The following is a 24039-nucleotide window of genomic DNA, read 5'->3' as shown; positions in this document are numbered from 1 at the left end:
AAAATCAGTTCATCCAGCGGTTGTTGCTTTTACGACGTGGGATCAGGTGTGGCAACAACAAGCCAAGCAGCAAGCCTACGCCAGCGACACCGCCGCCGTACATGAACCACTGCAGGATAATGGTGCGCTGTTTGTCGTCAAGCTGCAGGTTAACCGCGTTAACCTTTTTCTGTGCGACGACCAGCTGGTTTTTCAGATCCTGGTTTTCCTGTTGCAGGCCGCTGATGGTGCTGTCGCTGCCCGCCACTTTTTGCTGCATTTCCGCAGTGCGTTGGTTCCAGCTGTTGTCGATGTTAGCCAACTTGTCGGTCAGGGTTTTTACCTGTTGCTCCAGCGCTGGGACTTGGGTACGCAGGCTTGGCGTTTGGCTAAGTTGATCCAGTGGGATCCAAGTCGTGCGGCCTTTGGCATCGCGGATCTGGCCATAATTAGTGCTGTCATTTACGCTCAACAGGGTCACTTCTTCACCGGCGTTCAAGGTACCGACAATACGGTACTGATTACCCGGGCCGCTGTGGACGTAAGTATTCAGTTCATCGGAGATATAGCGCTTATCTTCGGCATGTGCGCCCCAAGTGATGCTGAAGCTCAGCACGGCAAGGCAAATTAGGCGTAATTTCTGCATTAGTTCATCGTTTCTGTGTGAATTTATGGGAACGATAGTAGAGCGTTCAGTCTGACGACGCAACGCAAAAACCGGAATGAGAACTATCTTACTGTGGCAGATTCTGTGAGTTGCGCGGTGTTTTATAACGTAACAGGTTTTTTCTGCAGTTAGCAGGGTTAAGGCGCCGGGAATCGCGGTAAGATAAGGGTAACTGTGCGTCGCCGGGCAGAACGTGGCAGGTAAGGCTTGCCGCCGTGAAGGCTGACGCGAATGCGTAACTTATTGGTGTGAAAGACTTATGACCGTTGAAATAGAACTGAAATTTATTGCTACCCCGGATGCCGTTGCCGCGTTGCCACAGCAACTGGCGGTTTGGCCGAACCAACATTCCGCACCGCAAAAACTGACCAATATTTATTTCGAAACCGCGGATAATTTTCTGCGTGGTCATGACATGGGGCTGCGTATCCGCGGGTTTGATGACAGCTATGAAATGACCATCAAAACCGCCGGTAAAGTCGTCGCAGGCTTGCATCAGCGCCCGGAATACAATGTCGCGATTGCCACGCCAGAACTGGCACTGGCACAGTTTCCGGCAGATATCTGGCCACAGGGCTGTGATATCAACGCTCTGCAACAGGCGCTCCAACCGCTGTTCCGTACCGATTTTGTGCGTGAAAAGTGGGTGGTCACTTACGGTAAGAGCGAGATAGAAGTGGGGCTTGACCAGGGTGAAGTGAAGGCAGGTGAGCTGAGCGAAGCGCTGTGTGAGATCGAACTGGAGCTTAAAACCGGGAATACCGCAGATTTGCTGGCGCTGGCCAACGCATTGGCAGAACACGGCGGCCTGCGCCAGGGTAGCCTGAGTAAAGCGGCGCGCGGTTATCATTTGGCACAAGGCAATGCCCCGCGCGAGCGCCGCCCTTTGGCGGTATTGAAGCCTGCCGCCAAATCCAGCGTTGAACAAGGGATGATCGCCAGTTTTGAATGGGGTTTGAGCCATTGGCAGTACCACGAAGAACTGTGGTTGCGCGGCGATGCTCAGGCACGCCGTTCCGTTATGGAGGCGATTGCGCTGATCCGTCAGGCTCTGGTGATCTTCGGCGGCCTGGTTCCGCGCAAGGCCAGCGCCGATCTGCGCGCCCGATTGACGGCGCTGGAGCCGCTGCTGATCGATAAAACCACTCAGCCACAGGTGCTGTGCTACAGCGCAGAGTATCTACAATGTAAGTTGGCGCTCACATCTTGGTTGGTGACTGGCGCATGGCGCCCGTTCATTGACGCCAAGGCGCAGGCCAAACTTGACGGTTCTTTCAAACGTTTCAGTGACATTATGCTGGGGCGTAGCGCTGCGGAGCTGAAAGACGCTTTTACCCGTACGCTGAACGATGATGAATACGAAGAACAGTTGCCGCGTCTGACGCGTCAGATCTCGGCATTTATCCTGCTGTCAGGTGCTTACCCTGACGACGAAACCGGCCCCTATATCGACGGCTGGCGTGAGCTGCAGCTGGCGATAGCCGAGCGGCGCCAGGGCTGGTACGAAGGTAGCCGCAAGCAAGCCTTATTGCATGCGCCATTCTGGTTAAATGGCGCGCTCCGCTAATTAAGCTGGCCTGCGAGTCGCGGGCCGCAAAACGGATCATTCATTATGTTGCCACTCTCAGCAGCGTTACAGGCTCAGGCACAGAACATCGTGCAGCGTTTTCAGGAAACTCTGGGCGCGGGCTACGCGCTCAGCGATCAGGAACAACGGGTTTTAGCGTCGAGTGACTTTGTCTGTGACATGTTACTCAATCAGCCGGAATGGCTGGAGACGCTGCGCAAACAACCGCCGGTGGCGGGCGAGTGGCAGCATTACGCCGCCTGGCTGCAGGATGATTTGGAAGAGGTTCGCGACGAAGCGCAATTGATGCGCGTACTGCGCCTGTTCCGCCGCGAGACGCTGGTGAGGATCGCTTGGGCGCAGGCACAAGAGCTATGCAGCACGCAAGAGACGCTGTTGCAGCTGAGTGGGTTGGCGGAGACGCTGATTGTCAGCGCTCGCGATTGGTTGTACCAAACTTGCTGCCGTGAATGGGGAACGCCGTGCAACGCGCAGGGCGTGCCACAGCCGTTGCTGATCCTCGGTATGGGGAAGTTGGGCGGCGGCGAGCTGAATTTTTCCTCCGATATCGATCTGATCTTTGCTTACCCGGAAAACGGCCAAACTCAGGGCGGACGGCGTGAACTGGATAATGCCCAGTTCTTCACCCGTCTGGGGCAGCGGCTGATCAAAGCGCTGGATCAACAAACTATCGACGGCTTTGTTTATCGCGTGGACATGCGGCTGCGGCCATTCGGCGACAGCGGCCCGTTGGTCATGAGCTTTGCCGCGCTGGAGGACTATTACCAGGAGCAAGGGCGCGACTGGGAACGTTATGCGATGGTGAAGGCGCGGCTGATGGGCGGTTCAGAAGATGCTTACAGCGAGGAGTTACGCAAAACCCTGCGGCCGTTTGTCTTCCGTCGCTATATCGACTTCAGCGTGATCCAGTCACTGCGCAATATGAAAGGCATGATTGCGCGTGAGGTGCGGCGGCGTGGGCTGAAAGACAATATCAAGCTGGGCGCCGGCGGCATTCGCGAAATTGAATTTATCACTCAGGTGTTCCAACTGATCCGTGGTGGGCGTGAGCCTGCATTGCAGGGGCGCTCGCTGCTGCCGACGTTACAGGCCGTGGGGGAATTGGGATTACTGGAACCCCAACAGGTACAGGCAATGAGCGCCAGTTACCTGTTCCTGCGTCGTTTGGAAAACTTGCTGCAGGCGATTGCCGATCAACAGACACAAACACTGCCGCAAGATGAACTCGATCAGGCGCGTTTGGCTTGGGGGATGGGGTTCGGCGACTGGTCTGCACTGCTGGCTACGCTCGACGGGCATATGCAAGCGGTAAGGGCCGTATTTAACGACTTGATTGGCGATGATAGCCCGGATGTTGGTGAAGATCCGGATTATCAGAACTACCACAGCTTGTGGCAGGATGCCTTGGAAGAAAACGAATTGGCGCCGTTGACGCCGCACCTGGACGAAGATGCGCGCAAGCAAATGTTGCGCACCATTGCTGAATTCCGTCATGACGTCGACAAACGCACCATTGGGCCACGTGGTCGGGACGTGCTTGACCAACTGATGCCGCGATTACTGGCGGAAGTGTGCCCGCGTCAGGATGCGCCGACGGCCTTGCTGCGTTTGACTCAGTTATTACTGAGTATCGTGACCCGCACCACCTACCTTGAACTGCTGGTGGAATACCATGCGGCACTTAGCCATTTGATTCGGTTGTGCGCGGCTTCGCCGATGGTTGCCAACCAACTGTCGCGCTATCCGTTGCTGTTGGATGAACTACTGGACCCGGCGACGCTGTACCAGCCGGTGGCCCCAGATGCCTATCGTAGCGAACTACGCCAATACCTATTACGGGTACCCGAAGACGACGAAGAGCAGAGACTGGAGGCGTTACGCCAGTTCAAGCAGGCCCAACAATTGCGCATTGCCGCAGGAGATATCTCGGGCGCGTTGCCGGTAATGAAAGTGAGCGATCACCTCACTTATCTGGCTGAAGCCATCATCGATACGGTGGTGCAGCAGGCGTGGAATGACATGGTTGCACGTTATGGCCAGCCGACGCATTTGCAAGAGCGCGAAGGGCGCGGTTTTGCGGTAATTGGCTACGGCAAGCTGGGCGGGTGGGAGCTGGGTTACAGTTCTGATCTTGATTTGGTATTTATCCTGGATTGCCCACCGGAAGTGATGACCGACGGGGAGCGTAGCATCGATGGTCGCCAATTCTATCTGCGTCTGGCACAACGTGTGATGCACCTGTTCAGTACCCGTACCTCGTCGGGCATATTGTATGAAGTTGATGCCCGCCTGCGGCCATCGGGTGCGGCGGGCATGTTGGTCAGTACCGTCGAGGCGTTTGCGGATTATCAGCAAAACGAAGCCTGGACCTGGGAACACCAGGCGCTGGTGCGGGCGCGCATTGTGCATGGCGATCCGGCGTTGCATCAGCAGTTTGACATTATCCGTCGTGAGATCCTGTGCAAACCGCGTGATGCGGAAACGCTACGGCGTGAGGTCCGCGAGATGCGGGAGAAAATGCGCAATCATCTTGGCAGCAAGCAACGCGATCTCTTTGATATCAAAGCGGATGAAGGCGGGATCACCGATATCGAATTTATTGCCCAGTATCTGGTCTTAGGCTATGCGGGGGCCGAACCGCGCCTGACGCGCTGGTCTGATAACGTGCGTATTTTCGAACTGATGGCGAATTACGACATCATGCCGGAAGAGGAAGCGCGTGCGCTGACTCAGGCGTATGTCACCATGCGCGATGAGATCCACCACCTGGCGTTGCAAGAGCATTCCAGCAAGGTCAGTAATGGGCAATTCGTTGCCGAACGTGAGCAAGTCCGCGCCAGTTGGGCGAAGTGGCTGGGCTGAGCAGGCCAGTTGCGCAATACGTTTTGCCGCTATTACAAACGTCTGTGGTAATATCTGCGCCACTAAAATTTTGTACTTTTTTGGAGTTATCGGATGAAAGTTACACTGCCTGATTTTCGCCGCGCCGGGGTATTGGTGGTGGGTGACGTCATGTTGGATCGCTATTGGTATGGGCCGACCAGCCGCATTTCACCGGAAGCGCCGGTGCCGGTGGTCAAGGTTGAAACCATTGAAGAGCGTCCTGGCGGTGCGGCTAACGTGGCGATGAACATTGCTTCGCTGGGTGCTAACTCACGCTTGGTAGGCCTGACGGGTATTGACGATGCGGCGCGTGCGCTGAGCGCCAAATTGAACGAAGTGAACGTGCGCTGTGATTTTGTCTCGGTGCCGACGCACCCGACCATCACCAAGCTGCGCGTGCTATCGCGTAATCAGCAATTAATTCGTCTCGATTTCGAAGAAGGCTTTTCTAACGTCGATCCGCAGCCACTGTTGGAACGTATTCAGCAGGCATTGCCGCAGATTGGCGCGTTGGTACTGTCAGATTACGCCAAAGGTGCGCTGAGCCAGGTGCAGAGCATGATCCAACTGGCTCGTGCTGCCAAAGTCCCTGTGCTGATCGATCCTAAAGGATCTGATTTCGAACGTTATCGCGGCGCGACGCTGCTGACGCCAAACCTGTCCGAATTCGAAGCGGTGGTAGGCCACTGTAAAGACGACGCTGAACTGGTTGAACGCGGCATGAAGCTGGTCACAGATTTTGAGCTTTCTGCCCTGTTGGTGACCCGTTCCGAACACGGTATGACGCTGTTGCAGCCGGGTATTGCACCGCTGCATTTGCCAACGTTGGCGCAGGAAGTGTTCGACGTTACCGGTGCCGGCGATACGGTTATCGGCGTACTGGCGGCGGCACTGGCTGCCGGCAACACACTGGAAGAGTCCTGTTTCCTGGCCAATGCCGCTGCCGGTGTGGTAGTGGGCAAGCTGGGTACGTCTACCGTTTCACCGATAGAATTGGAAAACGCGGTACGCGGCCGTGCTGAAACCGGCTTTGGCGTGATGACCGAAGCCCAGTTGAAAACCGCTGTGGCGCAAGCTCGTCAGCGCGGAGAGAAAGTTGTGATGACCAACGGCATCTTCGACATTCTGCATGCCGGTCATGTCTCTTATTTGGCGAATGCCCGCAAACTGGGCGATCGCCTGATCGTAGCGGTAAACAGTGATGCTTCTACCAAACGATTGAAGGGCGAAACCCGCCCGGTTAACGCCTTGGAAAACCGCATGATTGTACTGGGTGCACTCGAAGCTGTGGACTGGGTGGTGCCTTTCGAAGAAGACACGCCACAACGCCTGATCGCCGATATCCTGCCAGATCTGCTGGTGAAGGGCGGTGACTACAAGCCTGAAGATATCGCCGGTAGCACTGAGGTGTGGGCCAATGGCGGCGACGTCAAAGTGCTGAACTTTGAAGACGGCCTGTCGACCACCAACATCATCAAGGCAATCAAAGACGGACGTGGCTAATTTCGCCTAAATAATTCGAGTGGTATCAAGGTGGCACCGGCTGATTCGCTACGAGGTTGAGCGAGTTACTGGCCATGTGTGCGGATGCCACTTGAAGTATGACGGATAAACGGCGGTGAGCAGTGAGTGGACTGAAGCAAGAGCTGAGTTTAGCGCAGGGCGTTGGGCTATTGTCCACTTCACTGCTGGGTACCGGCGTATTTGCCGTTCCGGCGTTGGCGGCTCAGGTGGCGCAGGGCGATAGCCTGTGGGCCTGGCCGGTGCTGATTGCCTTGGTTTTCCCTATTGCTATTACCTTTGCGGCTCTGGGGCGTCATTTCCCCAGTGCCGGGGGGGCTGCGCACTTCGTCGGCCTGGCCTTTGGTCCGCGCATGGCGAAAGTGGCCGGCTGGCTGTTTTTGTCGGTAATCCCCGTAGGATTGCCAGCGGCATTGCAGATTGCCGCCGGTTTTTGGCAGGCCACTTTCGGCTGGAGCGCCAACGGCCTGCTGTTGGTGCAAATTGCCACGCTGGTTGTTATCTGGTTGCTGGGCATGCGCAGTGCCGGTTCCAGCGCCAATATTCAAACGTTGATCGCTATTTTGGTGGTGGCGCTGGTCGCCGCTATTTGGTGGCGAGGCGATATCTCGCTGACGCATATTCCCTGGCCGACGTTCAACGAAATTTCTCCCCCTAATCTGTTCCATGCACTGGCAGTGATGTTCTGGTGTTTTGTTGGTTTGGAAGCGTTTGCGCATTTGGCGACAGAATTCCGTAACCCGGAGCGCGATTTCCCGCGTGCGCTGCTGTTTGGCATGTTGGTCGCCGGGGCGGTGTACTGGGGATGTACCGTGGCGGTATTGCATTTTCACGCCTACGGTGAGCATCAGGCGGCGGCTGCGTCGTTGCCAGGTATTGTGGTGCAACTGTTTGGCCAGCATGCGCTGTGGGTGGCCTGTATCATTGGTTATCTGGCCTGTTTTGCCAGCGTGAATATCTATACACAAAGCTTCGCCCGGCTGGTGTGGTCGCAGGCGCAAGATCGTCCCTCCAGTGCGCTGGCCAAACTGTCCGCCGGGCAGGCACCGATCAACGCACTCAGCGCAGTGGTCGGCAGCTGCCTGTTATTCACCTTGCTGATTTATACATTGAATCTGCCGCTGGATACGTTGCTGGTGTACGCCAATGGGATCTTCGTGTTCATTTATTTGCTGTGCATGCTGGCGGGCTGTCGGATTCTGCATGGACGTTCGCGCTTAATGGCGGCGACGGGGCTGGTGTTGTGTGTGCTGTTGATGGTGATCATCGGTTGGAAAAGCCTGTATGCGCTGGGGATGTTTGCGCTGATTGGGCTGGTATTGCAATTGACGTCGAAGGCAGCGTTGAAACAGCAATAAGGGCGCGGTACTGCGCCCTTATCAATAACTTACTCTGCGTCAGGCTGCGGTGCTACCGGTGCGGCGTTCAGCTTGCTTTCCAGCTCGCTCATACGCTGTTCCAGCAACGCCAGTTTTTCACGGGTGCGCAGCAGCACCTGGGTTTGCACGTCGAACTCTTCGCGGTTGACCAAATCCAGACGGGTGAGCTGTGACTGCAACACCTGACGGATTTTCTTCTCAACATCTTCCCCGAATTCACGCACGCCTTTAGGCATGGACTCATGTACCTGGCGTGCGATCTGTTCAATTTTTTTCGGGTCAATCATGGCGTATCCCTTTCAGAGTTTAATAGCTTTCCCTTAGTGTAATGCGAGTTGCCCGCCGGATAAACCATTAACCGCATTCCCTGACGCTGGCCGAATTGTGCTTTTGCCAATTGCCCTGATTAATCATTAGCGTTATAGTCGAGAGGCTTATTCTCAGGGCGGGGTGCAAGTCCCCACCGGCGGTAAATCACCTGTTACGGTGAAAGCCCGCGAGCGCTCAGCCAATCTCTTGCAGTTTGGTTAGAGGTCAGCAGATCCGGTGTAATTCCGGGGCCGACGGTTATAGTCCGGATGGGAGAGAGTAACGGTATCTGTCGGGTTTGCGCCCGCTTGCGTTATTTTTTTAGCTATTGCTAGCTACTCCTCAAGTTCGCCCTGGTTCTGGTAATCCATAATTTTTTAATGAGGTTTTTTACCATGAATCAGACCCTACTTTCAGATTTCGGCACGCCGGTAGAACGCGTAGAACGCGCTCTTGAAGCATTGCGCAACGGGCGCGGTGTGATGGTGCTCGATGATGAAAATCGTGAAAACGAAGGTGATATGATCTTCGCCGCAGAAACCATGACCGTTGAGCAGATGGCACTGACCATTCGTCACGGCAGCGGCATTGTGTGCCTGTGTCTCACTGAAGACCGCCGTCAGCAGCTTGAGCTGCCGATGATGGTGACTAACAACTCCAGTCAGTTCCAGACGGCTTTCACCGTGACTATCGAAGCGGCGCAGGGCGTGACTACCGGTGTTTCTGCTTCCGACCGCCTGACCACGATCCGCGCGGCTATCGCTGATAACGCCAAGCCGAGCGATCTGAATCGCCCTGGCCACGTGTTCCCGCTGCGTGCGCAGCCGGGTGGCGTGCTGAGCCGTCGTGGCCATACCGAAGCGACGATTGATCTGGTGGCAATGGCGGGTTTCAAACCTGCCGGTGTGTTGTGTGAACTGACTAACGATGACGGCAGCATGGCGCATGCACCGGAAGTTATCCTGTTTGCCAAACAGCATGGCATGACTGTGCTGACTATCGAAGATCTGGTGGCTTATCGCCAGTCTCACGAACAGAAAGCCAGCTGATATCAGACTGATATTCTGAATATGAAAAAGCCGCGTAATGCGGCTTTTTTGTGCCTGAAAATAATGAACTGATGCTGACGCTAACGTCGGTAGAAAAACCTGGGAAGTTGCGCAGGCTGATACTGCGGGTTGCTTCTATGGCTTTAATCATTCAAATTTATTGAAAATCATCATCACGGTTATCCGGCTGTGCCGCAGTGACAAACGGCGTAGTCTAGTCCTCAGAATATATTGTGACTAACCAAGGATCCTGTATGAACACCTCTCGTATGCCTGCACTTTTCCTCGGTCACGGTAGCCCGATGAACGCACTGGAAGAAAACCGCTATACCCAGGCATGGCGGCGGCTGGGTCAAACGTTGCCGCGTCCAAAAGCTATCGTCGCTGTTTCTGCCCACTGGTACACCCGTGGCACCGCGGTGACGGCGATGGAAAAGCCGAAAACTATCCATGATTTTGGTGGGTTCCCACAGGCGTTGTTTGATACGCAGTATCCGGCACCGGGTTCACCTGAATTGGCGGCGCAAATCCAGCAACTGCTGGCGCCAGTCAACGTCACCGCAGACGTCAGCGAGTGGGGGTTGGATCATGGTACCTGGGGTGTGCTGATCAAGATGTATCCTGAAGCGGATATCCCGATTGTACAGCTCAGCATCGATGGTACCCAACCGGCAGAATATCATTATGAGCTAGGCCGCAAGCTGGCAGCATTACGTGATCAAGGGGTGATGATCGTCGCCAGCGGCAATGTGGTGCATAACCTGCGGATGGTCAAATGGCAGGGCGAAGCGAGTCCGTATCCGTGGGCAACATCGTTTGATAAATTCGTGCGGGATAACCTGACTTATCAGGGGAATAACCATCCGCTGGTGAATTTTATGCAGCACGAAGGGGCGGCGCTGTCGAACCCAACGCCGGAACACTATCTGCCGCTGTTGTATGTGCTCGGTGGATGGGACGGTAAGGAAGAAATCACCATACCGGTAGATGGCATCGAGATGAGCTCTTTGAGCATGCTGTCGGTACAGGTCGGCTGATTTGCCCCGCCAGCTTAGGCTGGCGTGGCTTTATCGGCAAAACCGCAAGATTCCCGGATCACCAATGACGGTGGCAGAATGATGCGTTTTGGCGGCTCATCATTGCCTTGAATGCGGCTGTACAGCAACTCACCAGCCTTACGGCCAATCTCGCGTGAGGCCACCGATACGGTGGTCAAACCCGGCTGCACCAACGACGCTTCGGTAATATCATCAAACCCAATCAGCGCAAAGTCTTTGCCGATTTGACGGTTGAACTTGCGTAATGTCTGCATCACACCCAACGCAACAATGTCCTGATAGCACAGCGCTGCGGTGATTTCAGGGTGGGCCATCAATAACTGTTCTGCAGCTTTGGCGCCTGAGCTTTGGCTGGCTTCACTGTCTACGATCCATTCCCCTTTTACCCCAATACCCTGTTCAACCAACTTACTGGTGTAGCCGCCGAGCCGCTGTGCGCGGGTGGTGGAATTGATGGAGCCGCCAATAAACGCGATATGACGGTGCCCCAAATCCAACAGGTGCTGAGTCGCCAATTGGGTACCCAGGAAATTATCAGTGCCGACAAAGTCAAAGTGCGCATCGGCCACCGGGCGGACCACCATGATGGCCGGTATCTTGCGACGTTTCAGTGTTTCAAAAAACAGGGTAGGCGTTTGCCGGGCGGCACACAGCACCATACCGCTGGCACTGTTCTGTAGCAGCGAGTCGACAAACTTTTGCTGTCGGTCAGCCGACTCTTCGCTGTTAGCGAGAAAGAGCATCAACTGATGACGTTCCATCTCCTGGCTCAACCCTGCGGTCATCTCGGCATAAAACGGATTGGTGATATCGTGCAGCAGCAGGCCGACCTGGTTACTGCTGCGGTTGCGCAGGTTGGCGGCGGTCTGATTATAAACGTAGCCCAGTTCGTCAATGGCGCTCAGGACGCGTTTACGGGTTTCATCCGAAATGCGTCCACGGTTGCGCAATACCATCGATACCGTGGCGGTGGAAACTTTTGCATGTGCGGCGACGTCCGCCAAGGTGACTGTGCTCATTTTATGTCCTGTGGGTACTGCCTATCGAACTAAGGTATAACGATTAATCTTAATTTGTAAAATAGCGCAAATAATTCGTGATGGCCGTCACGGGATTTCGGTTTTTTACGCGTTTATTATCGGTTATATGAGGTTAATCTCGTTAATCAGCCTGTTTGAAATGAGGTTAATCGATTAATCTTTTGCCATGTATTCAGTTCATAGGCAGAACAATATGGCAGAGCAACAGTATCAGGCTACAAGCTACGACAAGTTCCCGGAAGTGGCCGTCCAAGGGTATGACGACGCCGCCTGGCAAGGTTGGCAGGCGGTGACTGAGGCTGTCAGTCGCAAAGTTACCGCTCTTGGGTTGCGCAAAACGCTGTTGATCGTGGATTGCTACCATGGGGTCAATCTGGCAGAGCTCACAGAGCATTTCATCAATCCTCTGCAACCGGCCTGCAGTATCAACGCCGAGTCGGCCAAATACGATGAACCGCATATTCACGCGATGATAGAGCGTAATTTAACGGATGATCGTGTTTTTGGCGTGCTGTCGTGCCATGAAATGCCCGAATTTTTTGATACTGCGCGTGTACAGCGGTTACGTGACCAGATCGAACGTGTCGATAATGGGCTGGTCGTGGTCTACGGGCCGGGCGCCGCGTTGATCGCCGAAGGGGACGTGCTGGTGTATGCCGATATGGCCCGTTGGGAAATCCAGCAGCGTTTCCGCCGTGGCGAGCTGGGTAACTGGGGCGCGGGCAATGTGGATGAAGATGTGTTACGCCGCTACAAGCGGGCATTCTTTGTGGAATGGCGGGTCTTCGATCGCCATAAAACTCCGTTGCTTCAGCATGCGGATTTTGTACTGGACACGAACCAGGCCGGTAAACCAACGTTAGTATCCGGTACGGCATTCCATGCCGGATTACAGCAGGCGGCTCAACGCCCATTCCGCGTAGTGCCGTTTTTTGACCCCGGTATTTGGGGCGGCCAGTGGATGAAACACCAGTTTGATCTCGACCCGACGGCAGCCAACTACGCGTGGTGTTTTGACTGCGTGCCCGAGGAAAACAGCCTGCTAATGCGTTTTGGTGACGTTCGGGTCGAGATCCCCTCACAGGATTTGGTACTGCTGTATCCGCAGTCTTTACTCGGTGAGCAGGTCCATGCCCGCTTTGGTGCCGAATTCCCCATTCGTTTTGACCTGCTGGACACGGTCGGTGGGCAGAATCTTAGCTTCCAGGTTCACCCATTGACGGAATACATCCAACAGCACTTTGGTATGCATTATACCCAGGATGAAAGCTATTACATTCTTGCCGCTGAGCCGGGGTCTGACGTGTACCTGGGTATAAAAAATGGCACAGACCCGCAAGCGATGATGGCCGATCTTGCCGCGGCCCAACGAGGCGAAAAGGCGTTTGATGATCGGCGTTTTGTTAACCGGTTTCCGGCGCGTAAACACGACCACTTCTTAATCCCTGCGGGGACGGTGCATTGCTCAGGCGCAGGCTCCATGGTGTTGGAGATCAGCGCTACGCCATACATTTTCACTTTCAAATTGTGGGATTGGGGCCGCCTGGGATTAGATGGTCAACCACGCCCCGTGCATCTACGGCACGGCGAGCAAGTGATTAACTGGCAATGTGATACCGACTGGGCAACGAAGCATCTGGTGAACCGCATTGAACCCGTTGCCGAGGGGGAAGGCTGGCAAGAGGAACGGACGGGTCTGCATGAGCGCGAATTTATCGAAACGCGACGCCACTGGTTTAGTGAGCCGGTGCTGCACCATACAGAGGGCCGGGTCAATGTGCTGAACTTGGTCGAAGGCGAAGAGGCGGTGATCGAAAGCCCCGACGGGCATTTTGCTCCCTTTGTGGTGCATTACGCGGAAACCTTTATCGTACCGGCCGCCGTAGGCGCGTATCGCATTCGCCCTCATGGCCGTAGCTTGGGTAAAACCCTTGGCACGATTAAAGCTTGGGTAAGGGGATAAGTATCATGTTGAAAGTGATTGTGATTTCTCATGGCCCAATGGCTGAAGCGCTGATAAGCAGCGCACGTATGGTTTATGGCGAACTGCCTGGAACCAGCCATGTCGGCCTGAGTGAAAACGCCGGTATTGAGGCTTTTAAACACGATTTTGCTGTCGAACTGCGCCGGGTGAGCACCGGCGCGGAGGGTGTATTGGTGCTGTGCGACATGCTGTGTGGCACGCCCTACAACGTGGCCTGCCGCCACGCTTTTGACCCCGAGACGCCGGTGCCAATGGCCGTGGTAACGGGGGTGAATTTCCCAATGTTGTTGATGAGCGCCGAATTGCTGGAGGGGAAGGATGTTCAACAGGCGGCACAGGAGCTGGTGGCGCAGGGGGGAGAGGCAATAGCCCTTGCCCGTCCGGTACCAACGGCGCAATTGGACGATTTCTGAGGAAAGAATATGGCCATTTCATTTGTACGTATCGACGACCGGGTCATCCACGGTCAGCTGGTAACCCGCTGGGCAAAGGAATTGCCCTGTGACGGCATCGTGGCGATCGATGATGAGGTGGCGGCCGATCCGCTACTGTCATCGGTGATGAAAGGGGCGGTACAGGACACCAAGGTGTGGTTATTTACCGTACAGCAGGCAATAGAAAAATTGCCGAAAGTGATCGCCAGTGACAAGCAATATTTTGTGATTGGCAAATCTCCGGTCACGCTGCGTAGGTTGATGGAAGCAGGGATAGATCTCAGTAACCGGAACAAGAAGATTAACGTTGGACCTATGTCTGCCCGTAAGGAAACGGTGACGATTGGCCCGAATCAATCAGTGAGTGCCACAGAGGCCGCTGCTTTTGATTTCCTGACCAAACACGGGCATGCCATTGAATTCCGTTTGGTCCCTGACGCCAGTCATTTCAGTTGGTTGGACGCAAAAAAGAAACTCAAATAAGCCTAAACGGCAGGAGTTAACTATGTGGTTTGAAGCGACGCTTATCGGGATTCTGTGTTATCTCGGCGCGCTGAGCAGCCCTTGGCTGCTGGGGCTGACCGGAGGCTGGTATATTCTCAGCCGCCCGTTAGTTTCCGGCATGCTGGTGGGGGCTATTCTCGGCGATGTACAGACCGGCATTATCATCGGTGTTGCGGTACAGGCGGTGTATATCGCCATGGTAACGCCGGGTGGATCGATGCCGGCCGATCTCAACTTTGTGGCGTTCCCGGCGATCGCGCTGGGTATCCTCTCCGGTAAAGGGACGGAGGTGGCGGTTGCGCTGGCGGCGACGATTGGCATCATGGGGACCGTGCTGTTCAATGCCATGATGGTACTCAATTCTTACTGGAATCACCGTGCAGATCTGGCCGTAGAACGCGGAGATGAGCCAGGGATTTACCTCAATAGCGCTATCTGGCCGCAGGTTACCAACTTCCTGCTGCGTTTTGTGCCGACGTTTATCGCCGTCTTTTTTGGGGCGCGTTATATCAACGCCTTTATGGACAGCTTGCCGGCGTTGGTGCTGACCACCATGAACGTGGTGGGGGGTATTCTGCCCGCAGTCGGCATCGCCATTCTTCTCAAACAGATCATTAAAAGCTACAGCATGCTGATTTACTTCCTGGTGGGGTTCATCTGCATTGTTTTCCTCAAGCTGAATATGGTGGCGCTGGTCATCGTCGGCGCGCTGCTGGCACTTATTCACTACAACTATAAGCCAGAGCCACAGGTGGCTGCCGCTCAGGCCGCGCCTCAGGCTGATGATGAGGATGAATTCTGATGGATACGCCAACACCAAAACTGAATAAGCAGGATCTGCGCCGTTGCTGGCGCAGTTGGATGATGTACAACCTGTCATCGATGAGCTTTGAACGCCTGGAGTCTTACGGTTTTTGTCTGAGCATGATGCCCGCGTTGAAAAAGCTCTATCAGGACAAGCAACAGCGCATTGAGGCCATTCGCCGCCATACCTCGTTTTACAATACCGAGCCGCAGCTGGGCGCGATTGTTAACGGCATGGTGATTGGATTGGAAGAGAAACGCGCCAACGGCGAGCCGATCGACGGGGAAACCATCAACACGCTCAAAGTGGGGCTGATGGGGCCGGTGGCCGGTATTGGCGACTCGATGGTGCCGGGCATGCTGATCCCGATTTTATTGAGTATCGGCATGGCGCTGGCGGCCGGTGGCAGTGTGATTGGCCCGCTGTTTTACATCATCGCGTTTAGTTTGATCGTCATTCCAGGCTCCTACTGGCTGTTTATGAAAGGCTACCATATGGGCTCCGGCTCGGTGGAGATGTTGGTCAGTAGCAAGTCCTCGCGGCTGCGCGAAGCCCTTTCCCTGCTGGGCGTGTTTGTCATGGGCGGCGTCGCGGCGAGTTATGTCAAACTGGGGACGGGTTTGGAGTTTGTTACCAAAGATGGGGTGAATATTCACCTGCAGCAAATGCTGGACGGCATTTTCCCTAACCTGATGCCGCTGATGGTGGTGCTGGTGACCTGGTATCTGATGGCGAAGCGAGGGCTTTCTCCGGTGAAAGCGATGCTTGGGTTATTAGTGTTGGCAGCGGCCGGTGTAGCCTGCGGTTTGTTCTCGTAAGCTATAGCAATAATGAGTGACGCGTAGGGGGCGAATAAATTCGCCCCTTTCTCTTTCACGGCTCAAATCGTTGCCATTTTTCCGCTACGTTGCCCGGTTTGGAAATGAACTGGAAACGCGCTGGATCGACTTCAAACTGTAGGTACAAAGGGTCGTCGCTCAGACCGAATTCGTGATATTGGCGTGGCCCGATGGCATGTAGCCTGCCGGATTGATAGCGCGGGTTTTGCTGCCAGATAATATTATTGCCCTGCAATAACGGATACCACGCCAGCCCTTTGTATGCGCGTACCGCATCATATTCAAAGCCATATTCACGATCGCACCAGGCAGCGAAGGTCAGTGGTTGACTGGGGTCGGCTGAAATTGTGGCGTGCGCCCATCCCGGTGGTACCAGCACTTTCTCGCCAGGGCCGGCATGGACGGCAAAACAGCGGCCGGGATCATGCTCCACGCGTTCTTGCATATAAATGATCGCCTTCCCTTGCCAGATCTCATACAGCTCCGGCGGCGACCAGCCGCTGTGGGCGCTGATGCGGTGTATATGCCCCTGGCTGCGTACCGGCTCCTGACCCAATTGGCCTTTGGCATAGGTGACAATGCCGAACAACAACATGCGTTTCTTCAATTCAGCCAAATGCCGCTGTTTGGCGACGTCCATGGCGATGGCATAGACCTGTTCTGGTCCGCTGCAGTCCGGATCACGTAACGAACGGCGGATGTGTTCCAACGTCCGAATCTCTGGCAATGGCCCAATCACTTCATCCCCGTAGCCAAACCCCATCGGGTTGTCGTTTATGTGTACATCAAGACCAAATCGCAGCATCGACTCACTCATATTGCGCCTCCGCTTGCCAACCTTCGGCGTTGGCAAAGACCCGCAGCTTGAAGCCCTGGGGTTGCAACGCATCGTAGTTATGACCGGCAACCGTTGGCCAGACGGCCAGCGCAGAGAGTACATCATTACCGGTATTGATCAGTCGGTGAGCGGTAAAGGAAGGGATATGGTGAACGCTGCCGGGGAAAACCTGTTCCAGCACGCAATCACCGTCCCGGTGTTGCAGCAACAACAAGCCCTGACCGCGCAGGCCAAAATAAAATTCAGCCTGTTCAGGGCGCTGATGGAAATGCCCGCGGGTCATAAAGAATTCGTTACCCACCCGGCCCGGTTGTAGGTGAGTGGTACCAACAAACAGTTCGCCTTCTTGCTGGACGGAGGGCAGCATTTCTACCTGATAGACGGCAAGCTCCGCAGGCATTGCGCCCCATGCGACGGGATCGGCGAAGATCCCCGCCAAACTGCCCAAGGTTGTGGATTTACGCTGAATATCAGGCGCGGTAAAGCATCCGTTCGCCAGGTTGACCTGCGGTGGAATAATGGACGTCAGTTTCATATCTGGTTGCTCCGCCCGAGGAGAACAGACATATCGAGTATAAAAGGTTAATCGATTAATCACCAGAAGGAAGACATAAAAAAAGCGCGACATTGTCGCGCCTTTTACTCACGAATGTGAGCGTTAACCGAGAATAATATGCGGGTAGAAACGCGACAGATCCTGGGTGATCAGTTCGCGGTCTTCACGCAGACCGATACCGCAGGGTTGATCGTCAACCAGCCAACTGCCGATCAGCGTATAGCTGCCTTCGAACTGGGGCAGTGGGTGGAACTGCTGCACGATCATGCCTTCTTCACCGTAAGGGCCGTCAACGCGTGCCACTTCCTGACCGTTTTGCACGATCTGGATATTAGCGCCTTCGCGTGAGAACAGTGGCTTGGTCACGTAGTGATCGAGCTGTGGGTGCTCATCTTGTGCAAAGTATGCTGGCAGCAGGTTTGGGTGATCCGGGAACATTTCCCACAGCATTGGCAACAGTGCCTTGTTGGAGATAATGCTTTTCCACGCCGGCTCCAGCCAGCGCACGCCAGCATCTTCCAGCTTGGTGGAAAAGATCTCGCGCAGCATGAATTCCCACGGGTAAAGTTTGAACAGGTTACCGATGACCTGGTCTTGCAGGTCGGTAAACTGGCCTTTTTCACCCAGACCAATGTCTTCCATAAACAGGAATTCGGTCGGGACTCCCGCTTCCAGCGCACAATCTTGCAGGTATTGCACGGTACCGCGGTCTTCCTCGCTGTCCTGACAACAGGCCAGATGCAGCAGGCCAAAACCGTGGTGTGCTTTCAGATCGGCGAAACGTTCGATCAGTTTTTCCTGCAGGCTGTTGTATTGATCGGACTCCGGGCTGAGATTGCCGGCGTTGATCTGATCTTCGAGCCACAGCCATTGGAAAAAGGCCGCCTCGTACAGCGAGGTAGGCGTATCGGCGTTGTTTTCCAGCAGCTTGGGTGGGTTAACACCGTCGTAGGCCAGATCAAGACGCGAATACAGTGAAGGCTGGTTAGTACGCCATGAGCTGCGCACGAAATCCCAGGTGTGTTTCGGGATGCAGAACTTGGCCATCAGCGCATCGCTGCCGATCACTTTTTCTACGACCTGCAGACACATCTGGTGCAATTCAGCAGTGGCGCTTTCAATCTCTTCAATCTGCGCCAGCGTAAATTGATAATAGGCATCCTCACACCAGTACGGTTCGCCGTACATGGTGTGGAAGCGGAAGCCGAATTCGGTGGCTTTTTCGCGCCAGTCCGGACGCTCGGTAATCGCAACGCGTTTCATGTATTAGCCGCCCATACTGCGAGAGCTGGAGTTGGAGGTTGCGCTGCTGCGTTGCATGCTGCTTTGCTTGGCTACGGACTCACCAAAGCCACCGCGGGTGACGGTGTTGGTCACTGCTGGTTTTGGCGCCATTGCGGTTTTTGGTACCGTCATGGTGCGGCCGCCGGCGGTGGCTGGGCCGTAACTCTTACCGGTCGCGTCAACGAACTTACCGTTGGCCGGGCTGGCGGCGTTTTTAGACGTGAACAGCGGCTGCTGAGCAAAGCCGGAACCGCCCATCATACGGCCCATCATGTAACCTGCCATCAGTGGCATCCAGAAGCTGCCGCTGCTCTGTGATTCAGCGGCCATGCCGGCCTGTGCCGGAGCCGGTGCCTGAGTACACTGAGCTTCACCGAACTCAGCGACGCAGTCTTCACGGGTGGCGTATTTTGGCGCGGTTTTTGCGGCTTCTTTCAGGGCGTTGTTATAGGCGGTGGTGCACTGCTCGCTCATGGAAGGGTTGGTGCGCGAACAGTCGTCGGCATTCTGATACATCGAGACCGTTTCATCGCTTTTCTCGCAGCCGGCCAGCATAAAGACTGCGCTGATCGCCAAGGCTACGGGCGCAACACGGTAGTTGCGCCAGGATTTGCGGAACGTCTCTTGGTTGATGTTTTTTGTCCGTTTCATCGTTATTAATCCCATCAGTCGGGCTGTTTTCGCCCTTTCCCAGTAGTGGCCGTAAGAATAGGGGAAAGATGGTCAAAATTAAAGCTGAAACGCCCATAGAATCCACTCTTTACGCAGCTATACGTTAGGCTGTGCGCCAGTTCGCTTTACTGGCTAAAAAAGCTGCGTAAGAGTTCCATTATGAAACGTCATGGGCAAAGCGACGTTCCACTTTGGAACGAAAAAGACGAGAGATCGCAAAGCGGCGGGCAGGCTCTATAGTCAGTCCATAACAACGCGACGGCACAAGGCCCGGCGCACCATCACCTGATATCTGAACGTTACCATCGCCAATTTCCCAAAAAGGATCCGGTTATGTTGAGAATCATCCAGTCTCCAGGCAAGTACATCCAGGGTGCCAACGCATTGGCCGCCGTGGGCGAATACGCTAAAGCCCTTGCCGACCATTATTTTGTGATTGCCGACGACTTCGTGATGAAGCTGGCGGGCGATACCCTGATGGGCAGCTTGCAACACCACGGGGTGAAGCATCACGCCTGCGTGTTCAACGGCGAATGCTGCCATAAGGAAATCGACCGGTTGGGCCAAGAGTTGAAGGCCCATGGCTGCCGTGGCGTGATCGGTGTTGGTGGGGGTAAAACGCTGGACACCGCCAAGGCCATCGCGCATTACCAGCATTTGCCGGTGGTGTTGATCCCGACGATTGCGTCTACCGATGCGCCAACCAGTGCGCTGTCAGTGATTTACACTGAACAGGGTGAATTTGCCGAATACCTGATCTACCCACGCAACCCTGACATGGTAGTGATGGACAGCGCGATTATTGCCAAGGCGCCGGTGCGGCTGCTGGTGGCGGGTATGGGCGATGCACTGTCGACCTATTTTGAGGCGCAGGCGTGTTTTGATGCGCAGGCCACCAGCATGGCGGGTGGCAAGTCAACGTTGGCGGCGCTCAGCCTGGCACGTCTGTGCTACGAAACGCTGTTGGCGGAGGGCGTTAAGGCCAAGCTGGCGGTTGAGGCCGGTGTGGTAACGGAGGCGGTCGAGCGCATTATTGAAGCCAATACGTATTTGAGTGGCATCGGTTTTGAAAGCAGTGGTCTGGCTGCTGCGCATGCTATCCACAACGGTTTCACCGTGCTGGAAGAGTGTCATCACCTGTATCACGGCGAAAAAGTCGCATTTGGTACGTTGTCGCAGTTAGTGCTGCAAAACAGCAGCATGGCGCAGATCGAAACGGTGTTGGATTTCTGCCAGCGCCTGGGCTTGCCAATCACGCTGGCGCAGATGGGGGTTAGTGGCGATCCGGCAGAGAAAATCATGGCCGTTGCCGAGGCGAGCTGCGCTGCCGGCGAAACTATCCACAATATGCCGTTCAAGGTCACGCCGGCCAGCGTGCAGGCAGCAATCTTGACGGCAGATCGGCTGGGCAGCGCCTGGCTGCAACAACACTCACGCTAATCGCGCAGGGGCGCAGCAGGCTGCGCCCCATTGCTCACATGAGGAAATAACCGTGAAAAAACTGATCAATAACGTTGAGTCGGTACTGGAAGAGCAACTGCTGGGGTTGGCAGAGGCACATCCTGAGTTGTTGGTGCATCAGGAGCCGGTGTTTGTCACCCGTGTTGACGCGCCGGTTGCGGGCAAGGTGGCGATCCTGTCCGGTGGTGGCAGTGGCCACGAGCCGATGCACTGTGGCTTTGTCGGCGAAGGCATGCTCGATGGGGCTTGCCCTGGTGAGATTTTCACGTCACCCACGCCGGACAAAATGTACGAATGTGGCCAGGCGATTGACGGTGGTGCCGGGGTATTGTTGCTGATTAAAAACTACACCGGCGACGTACTGAACTTTGAAACGGCGACCGAACTGCTGCATGACAGCGGTACCCAGGTGGCGACGGTGCTGGTCGACGACGATGTCGCGGTTAAAGACAGCCTGTTCACCGCAGGACGGCGCGGAGTGGCGAATACCGTATTGATGGAAAAATTGCTCGGTGCTGCTGCGGCGCGCGGTGACGATTTGGATAGCATCGTGACATTGGGCCACAGCATCAATAACCACGGACATTCGATCGGCATTGCGCTGGGTGCCTGTACCGTCCCGGCAGCGGGTAAGCCGTCGTTTGTGCTGGCGGAAAACGAGATGGAATTCGGTGTCGGTATCCATGGCGAACCGGGCATTGCACGGCGTCCCTTCACCACACTCAATGCGGCGGTGGACGACATGTTCCATACGCTGATCGAGCACGGCCACTACCAGCGTACGATTCGCGTTTGGGATCGCCAGCAGGGGGAATGGCGCGATGAAGTGCAGACCAAACAACCGCTGACGCGCGGCGACCGAGTGATTGCATTGGTCAATAACCTGGGCGCGACACCCCTGTCCGAATTGTATGGCGTTTATCACCGCTTGGCAGAGCGTTGCGCAGAAGCTGGGATGATCGTTGAGCGCAGCCTGGTGGGTTCCTACTGCACGTCTTTGGATATGCAAGGGGTCTCTATCACGTTGCTGAAGGTGGATGACGAGTTGTTGTCCTTGTGGGATGCGCCGGTGAAAACGCCTGCGCTGCGTTGGGGTTGCTGAGGAGGAATCATGGCGTTAACCAAACAACAGGTGGTCGATTGGCTAATGCGCTGCGGTGAGGTATTTACCCAGCAGCGCGATTTTTTAACCCAGTTAGATACCGAAATCGGCGATGCCGACCACGGGCTGAACATGAATCGTGGCTTCAATAAGGTCGTGGAGAAATTGCCTTCGGTCGCGGACAAAGACATTGGTTTTATCCTGAAAAACACCGGCATGACGCTGTTGTCCAGTGTCGGTGGTGCCAGTGGCCCACTGTTTGGCACATTCTTTATTCGGGCGGCGCAGGCGGCGAACGCCAAACAGAGCCTGGATTTGGCTGAGCTGCATCAAATGGTGCAGGAAGGCGTTGATGGCGTGGTGATGCGTGGCAAGGCAGAGCCGGGTGATAAAACCATGTGTGACGCTTGGTGGGCGGTCGTTGAAAGCCTCGGCCAGTCAGCGCAACAGCAGCTGAGCGTGGCGGAAGCTTTGCAACGTGCCGGCGAACGGGCAGAACAGGCGGTCGAAAGTACGATCACCATGCAGGCGCGGAAAGGGCGAGCCAGCTATCTGGGTGAGCGCAGTATCGGTCATCAGGATCCGGGGGCGACGTCCGTAATGTTGATGATGAAAACGCTGGCAGAGGTCGCGGGTCAATAGCAGGAGGCGAGATGATCAATATCGTTGTAGTTTCACACAGTGCGCAATTGGCGCGCGGCGTTGAGGAGCTGTCGTTGCAGATGATGCGCGGCGAGGGTTGCAAACTGGTGTTGGCGGCGGGTGTCGATGATGTGGATAACCCGATAGGTACGGATGCGATCAAAGTGATGGAAGCGATCGAGTCAGTGGCCGACGGCGTGGGCATTGTGGTGCTGATGGATTTGGGCAGCGCACTGTTGAGCGCTGAAACTGCAATTGATCTGTTGGATCCGGCTTTGGCCGCTAAAGTCAGGCTGTGTTCGGCACCGCTGGTTGAAGGCACATTGGCGGCCGTGGTCGCCGCTAATGCCGGTGCGGGGTTAGAACAGGTACTGGCTGAAGCACAGGGGGCGTTACAGGCCAAACAGGCGCAGTTAGGCGAAGCCGCTGCGCCGGCCACCTCAAAGGTTGAAGTACCGTTGATCCAGGGAAAACGTGTGAGTTGGACGGTGCAGAACCCGCATGGGCTGCATGCGCGCCCAGCGGCACGGTTGGCGGAAGTACTGGCACCTTTTGATGCAGAACTGGTGTTGGAAAAGCAAGGCCAGTATGCCAACCCGCGTAGCCTTAACCAACTGGCACTTTTGCAGGTTCGCCACGGCGACACCATCCAGCTGATTGCAGATGGCGTGCAGGCCGAACAGGCGCTGGCGGCGTTTCGCGCATTGGCAGAGCAGCACTTTGGCGAAACGGTTTCTGAGCAGAGCCTGCCTTCGTTACACGGCATTCCGGTGGCGGAAAGCGTAACCAGCGGGCCAGTATGGCAGGCCTACAGTTTCTGGCCGAAGGGTGTTGAACGCCAGATTGGTGCCGACGACGTACTGAATGAACAACAGCGGTTACGGCAGGCGCTACAGCATACGTTGAGTGATCTGAACCGGTTGGCGGAACGTACCGGCTCATTAATTGGTAAACCGCAGGCGGCGATTTTTGGTGCCCACAGCATGCTGCTGGACGATCCGGATCTGCAGCAGGCGGCCTACAGCCGTATTGCCCGCCAGCAATGCAGCGCCGAGCAGGCCTGGCAGCAGGAAATGGACGCAATAGCCGAGGAATACCGTGCGCTGGACGACGAATATATGCGGGCGCGTGAGTTGGATGTTCGCGATATGCTGCGCCGCACCCTGAGCCATCTGCAGCAGCAGCCATTGCCGCCGATTACACTCACAGCCCCGGCAATTCTGGTGATGGATGAACTGATGCCGTCTGATGTGGTCATGCTCGATCGTCGTTTAGTGCTTGGCATCTGCCTGAGTGGTGGCAATGCACTGTCACACAGCGCGATCCTCGCCAAGGCGATGGGTATACCGATGATGGTGGGTATGAACGACTGTATGAGTAAAACCCGTAACGGCCAGAAAGCGATGCTGGATGCAGCACGCGGTGTGCTGCAACTCAGCCACTGA

22 protein-coding genes and 1 riboswitch are annotated in these 24039 nt (G+C 55.5%); of the genes, 15 read left to right on the top strand and 7 right to left on the bottom strand.

Features of this window, described 5'->3' with window-relative positions; genetic code table 11:
* Nucleotides 1-4 precede the first annotated feature (4 nt).
* Nucleotides 5-625, bottom strand: a complete 621-nt coding sequence (locus ACI2J2_RS17150) for a TIGR04211 family SH3 domain-containing protein (protein ID WP_037416495.1) — start codon at nt 623-625, stop codon at nt 5-7.
* 280 nt (nt 626-905) lie between these two features.
* Here ACI2J2_RS17150 and ACI2J2_RS17145 point away from each other — a divergent pair, with 280 nt between their 5' ends.
* The 4 genes from ACI2J2_RS17145 to yjeH all read left to right on the top strand — a co-directional run bounded on the left by ACI2J2_RS17145 (nt 906) and on the right by yjeH (nt 7996).
* Nucleotides 906-2213: an inorganic triphosphatase gene (locus ACI2J2_RS17145; RefSeq protein WP_209637272.1), complete on the top strand. Its 1308-nt coding sequence runs from the start codon at nt 906-908 to the stop codon at nt 2211-2213.
* 45 nt (nt 2214-2258) lie between these two features.
* On the top strand, nt 2259-5096 hold the full coding sequence (gene glnE / locus ACI2J2_RS17140; RefSeq protein ID WP_404760503.1) for a bifunctional [glutamate--ammonia ligase]-adenylyl-L-tyrosine phosphorylase/[glutamate--ammonia-ligase] adenylyltransferase: 2838 nt from the start codon (nt 2259-2261) through the stop codon (nt 5094-5096).
* Between the two features lie 93 nt (nt 5097-5189).
* The gene (hldE, locus tag ACI2J2_RS17135) at nt 5190-6620 is read left to right on the top strand and encodes a bifunctional D-glycero-beta-D-manno-heptose-7-phosphate kinase/D-glycero-beta-D-manno-heptose 1-phosphate adenylyltransferase HldE (protein ID WP_404760502.1); all 1431 of its coding nucleotides are present in this window, start codon (nt 5190-5192) and stop codon (nt 6618-6620) included.
* A gap of 122 nt (nt 6621-6742) precedes the next feature.
* Nucleotides 6743-7996: an L-methionine/branched-chain amino acid transporter gene (yjeH, locus tag ACI2J2_RS17130; RefSeq protein WP_404760501.1), complete on the top strand. Its 1254-nt coding sequence runs from the start codon at nt 6743-6745 to the stop codon at nt 7994-7996.
* A 29-nt stretch (nt 7997-8025) separates the two neighbouring features.
* Here the strand turns inward: yjeH and ubiK are convergent, their stop codons facing one another.
* Nucleotides 8026-8304: a ubiquinone biosynthesis accessory factor UbiK gene (gene ubiK / locus ACI2J2_RS17125; RefSeq protein ID WP_209637280.1), complete on the bottom strand. Its 279-nt coding sequence runs from the start codon at nt 8302-8304 to the stop codon at nt 8026-8028.
* A 145-nt stretch (nt 8305-8449) separates the two neighbouring features.
* Nucleotides 8450-8611, top strand: a riboswitch (FMN riboswitch).
* Nucleotides 8612-8721: 110 nt separating this feature from the next.
* On the opposite strand from ubiK, the gene ribB reads away from it, so the two are divergent.
* Both ribB and ygiD read left to right on the top strand, forming a co-directional pair.
* Entirely contained in the window at nt 8722-9375 is a 654-nt protein-coding gene (gene ribB / locus ACI2J2_RS17120) for a 3,4-dihydroxy-2-butanone-4-phosphate synthase (RefSeq protein ID WP_209637282.1), read from the top strand.
* A gap of 254 nt (nt 9376-9629) precedes the next feature.
* Nucleotides 9630-10412 carry a 4,5-DOPA dioxygenase extradiol gene (gene ygiD / locus ACI2J2_RS17115; RefSeq protein WP_209637284.1) on the top strand — a complete coding sequence of 261 codons (783 nt, stop codon included), beginning with the start codon at nt 9630-9632 and terminating at the stop codon, nt 10410-10412.
* 14 nt (nt 10413-10426) lie between these two features.
* On the opposite strand, the gene ACI2J2_RS17110 is transcribed toward ygiD, so the two are convergent.
* Entirely contained in the window at nt 10427-11452 is a 1026-nt protein-coding gene (locus ACI2J2_RS17110) for a LacI family DNA-binding transcriptional regulator (protein WP_404760500.1), read from the bottom strand.
* Between the two features lie 214 nt (nt 11453-11666).
* On the opposite strand from ACI2J2_RS17110, the gene ACI2J2_RS17105 reads away from it, so the two are divergent.
* Genes ACI2J2_RS17105 through ACI2J2_RS17085 form a run of 5 tightly spaced genes read left to right on the top strand, consistent with a single transcriptional unit; the run spans nt 11667 to nt 16018 of the window.
* Complete coding sequence (locus ACI2J2_RS17105) at nt 11667-13436, top strand: class I mannose-6-phosphate isomerase (RefSeq protein ID WP_404760499.1); 1770 nt, start codon at nt 11667-11669, stop codon at nt 13434-13436.
* A 5-nt stretch (nt 13437-13441) separates the two neighbouring features.
* Entirely contained in the window at nt 13442-13870 is a 429-nt protein-coding gene (locus tag ACI2J2_RS17100) for a PTS sugar transporter subunit IIA (protein WP_209637290.1), read from the top strand.
* A 9-nt stretch (nt 13871-13879) separates the two neighbouring features.
* Nucleotides 13880-14374: a PTS system mannose/fructose/N-acetylgalactosamine-transporter subunit IIB gene (locus ACI2J2_RS17095; protein WP_404760498.1), complete on the top strand. Its 495-nt coding sequence runs from the start codon at nt 13880-13882 to the stop codon at nt 14372-14374.
* 22 nt (nt 14375-14396) lie between these two features.
* Nucleotides 14397-15197, top strand: a complete 801-nt coding sequence (locus ACI2J2_RS17090; protein ID WP_404760497.1) for a PTS mannose/fructose/sorbose/N-acetylgalactosamine transporter subunit IIC — start codon at nt 14397-14399, stop codon at nt 15195-15197.
* Nucleotides 15197-16018: a PTS system mannose/fructose/sorbose family transporter subunit IID gene (locus tag ACI2J2_RS17085; RefSeq protein ID WP_209637294.1), complete on the top strand. Its 822-nt coding sequence runs from the start codon at nt 15197-15199 to the stop codon at nt 16016-16018. Before ACI2J2_RS17090 ends, ACI2J2_RS17085 begins: the two co-directional genes overlap by 1 nt.
* A 55-nt stretch (nt 16019-16073) precedes the next feature.
* Here the strand turns inward: ACI2J2_RS17085 and ACI2J2_RS17080 are convergent, their stop codons facing one another.
* The 4 genes from ACI2J2_RS17080 to ACI2J2_RS17065 form a co-directional block, all read right to left on the bottom strand.
* Entirely contained in the window at nt 16074-16856 is a 783-nt protein-coding gene (locus tag ACI2J2_RS17080) for a glucose-6-phosphate isomerase family protein (RefSeq protein WP_265555949.1), read from the bottom strand.
* On the bottom strand, nt 16849-17412 hold the full coding sequence (locus tag ACI2J2_RS17075; RefSeq protein ID WP_265555950.1) for a glucose-6-phosphate isomerase family protein: 564 nt from the start codon (nt 17410-17412) through the stop codon (nt 16849-16851). Before ACI2J2_RS17075 ends, ACI2J2_RS17080 begins: the two co-directional genes overlap by 8 nt.
* Nucleotides 17413-17535: 123 nt before the next feature.
* Nucleotides 17536-18696 (bottom strand): glutathionylspermidine synthase family protein, encoded by a 1161-nt coding sequence (locus ACI2J2_RS17070; protein ID WP_265555951.1) that lies wholly within the window; start codon nt 18694-18696, stop codon nt 17536-17538.
* A gap of 3 nt (nt 18697-18699) precedes the next feature.
* Nucleotides 18700-19368, bottom strand: a complete 669-nt coding sequence (locus ACI2J2_RS17065; protein WP_037416536.1) for a DUF1190 family protein — start codon at nt 19366-19368, stop codon at nt 18700-18702.
* Nucleotides 19369-19722: 354 nt separating this feature from the next.
* Here ACI2J2_RS17065 and ACI2J2_RS17060 point away from each other — a divergent pair, with 354 nt between their 5' ends.
* The 4 genes from ACI2J2_RS17060 to dhaM are packed head-to-tail and all read left to right on the top strand — an operon-like array spanning nt 19723 to nt 24039.
* Nucleotides 19723-20829 carry a glycerol dehydrogenase gene (locus ACI2J2_RS17060; RefSeq protein ID WP_209637309.1) on the top strand — a complete coding sequence of 369 codons (1107 nt, stop codon included), beginning with the start codon at nt 19723-19725 and terminating at the stop codon, nt 20827-20829.
* A gap of 52 nt (nt 20830-20881) precedes the next feature.
* Nucleotides 20882-21952 carry a dihydroxyacetone kinase subunit DhaK gene (gene dhaK, locus ACI2J2_RS17055; RefSeq protein ID WP_404760496.1) on the top strand — a complete coding sequence of 357 codons (1071 nt, stop codon included), beginning with the start codon at nt 20882-20884 and terminating at the stop codon, nt 21950-21952.
* A gap of 9 nt (nt 21953-21961) precedes the next feature.
* A complete protein-coding gene (dhaL, locus tag ACI2J2_RS17050) occupies nt 21962-22594 on the top strand; it encodes a dihydroxyacetone kinase subunit DhaL (RefSeq protein ID WP_209637313.1) in 633 nt (210 codons plus the stop codon).
* 11 nt (nt 22595-22605) lie between these two features.
* Nucleotides 22606-24039 (top strand): dihydroxyacetone kinase phosphoryl donor subunit DhaM, encoded by a 1434-nt coding sequence (dhaM, locus tag ACI2J2_RS17045; RefSeq protein ID WP_404760495.1) that lies wholly within the window; start codon nt 22606-22608, stop codon nt 24037-24039.

The sequence above is a fragment of the Serratia sp. NPDC087055 genome (genome assembly GCF_044900985.1).
Classification (GTDB): Bacteria; Pseudomonadota; Gammaproteobacteria; order Enterobacterales; family Enterobacteriaceae; genus Serratia.
Note: the sequence above shows the minus strand (reverse complement) of the source record. Positions and strands in the feature narration are given on the sequence as shown.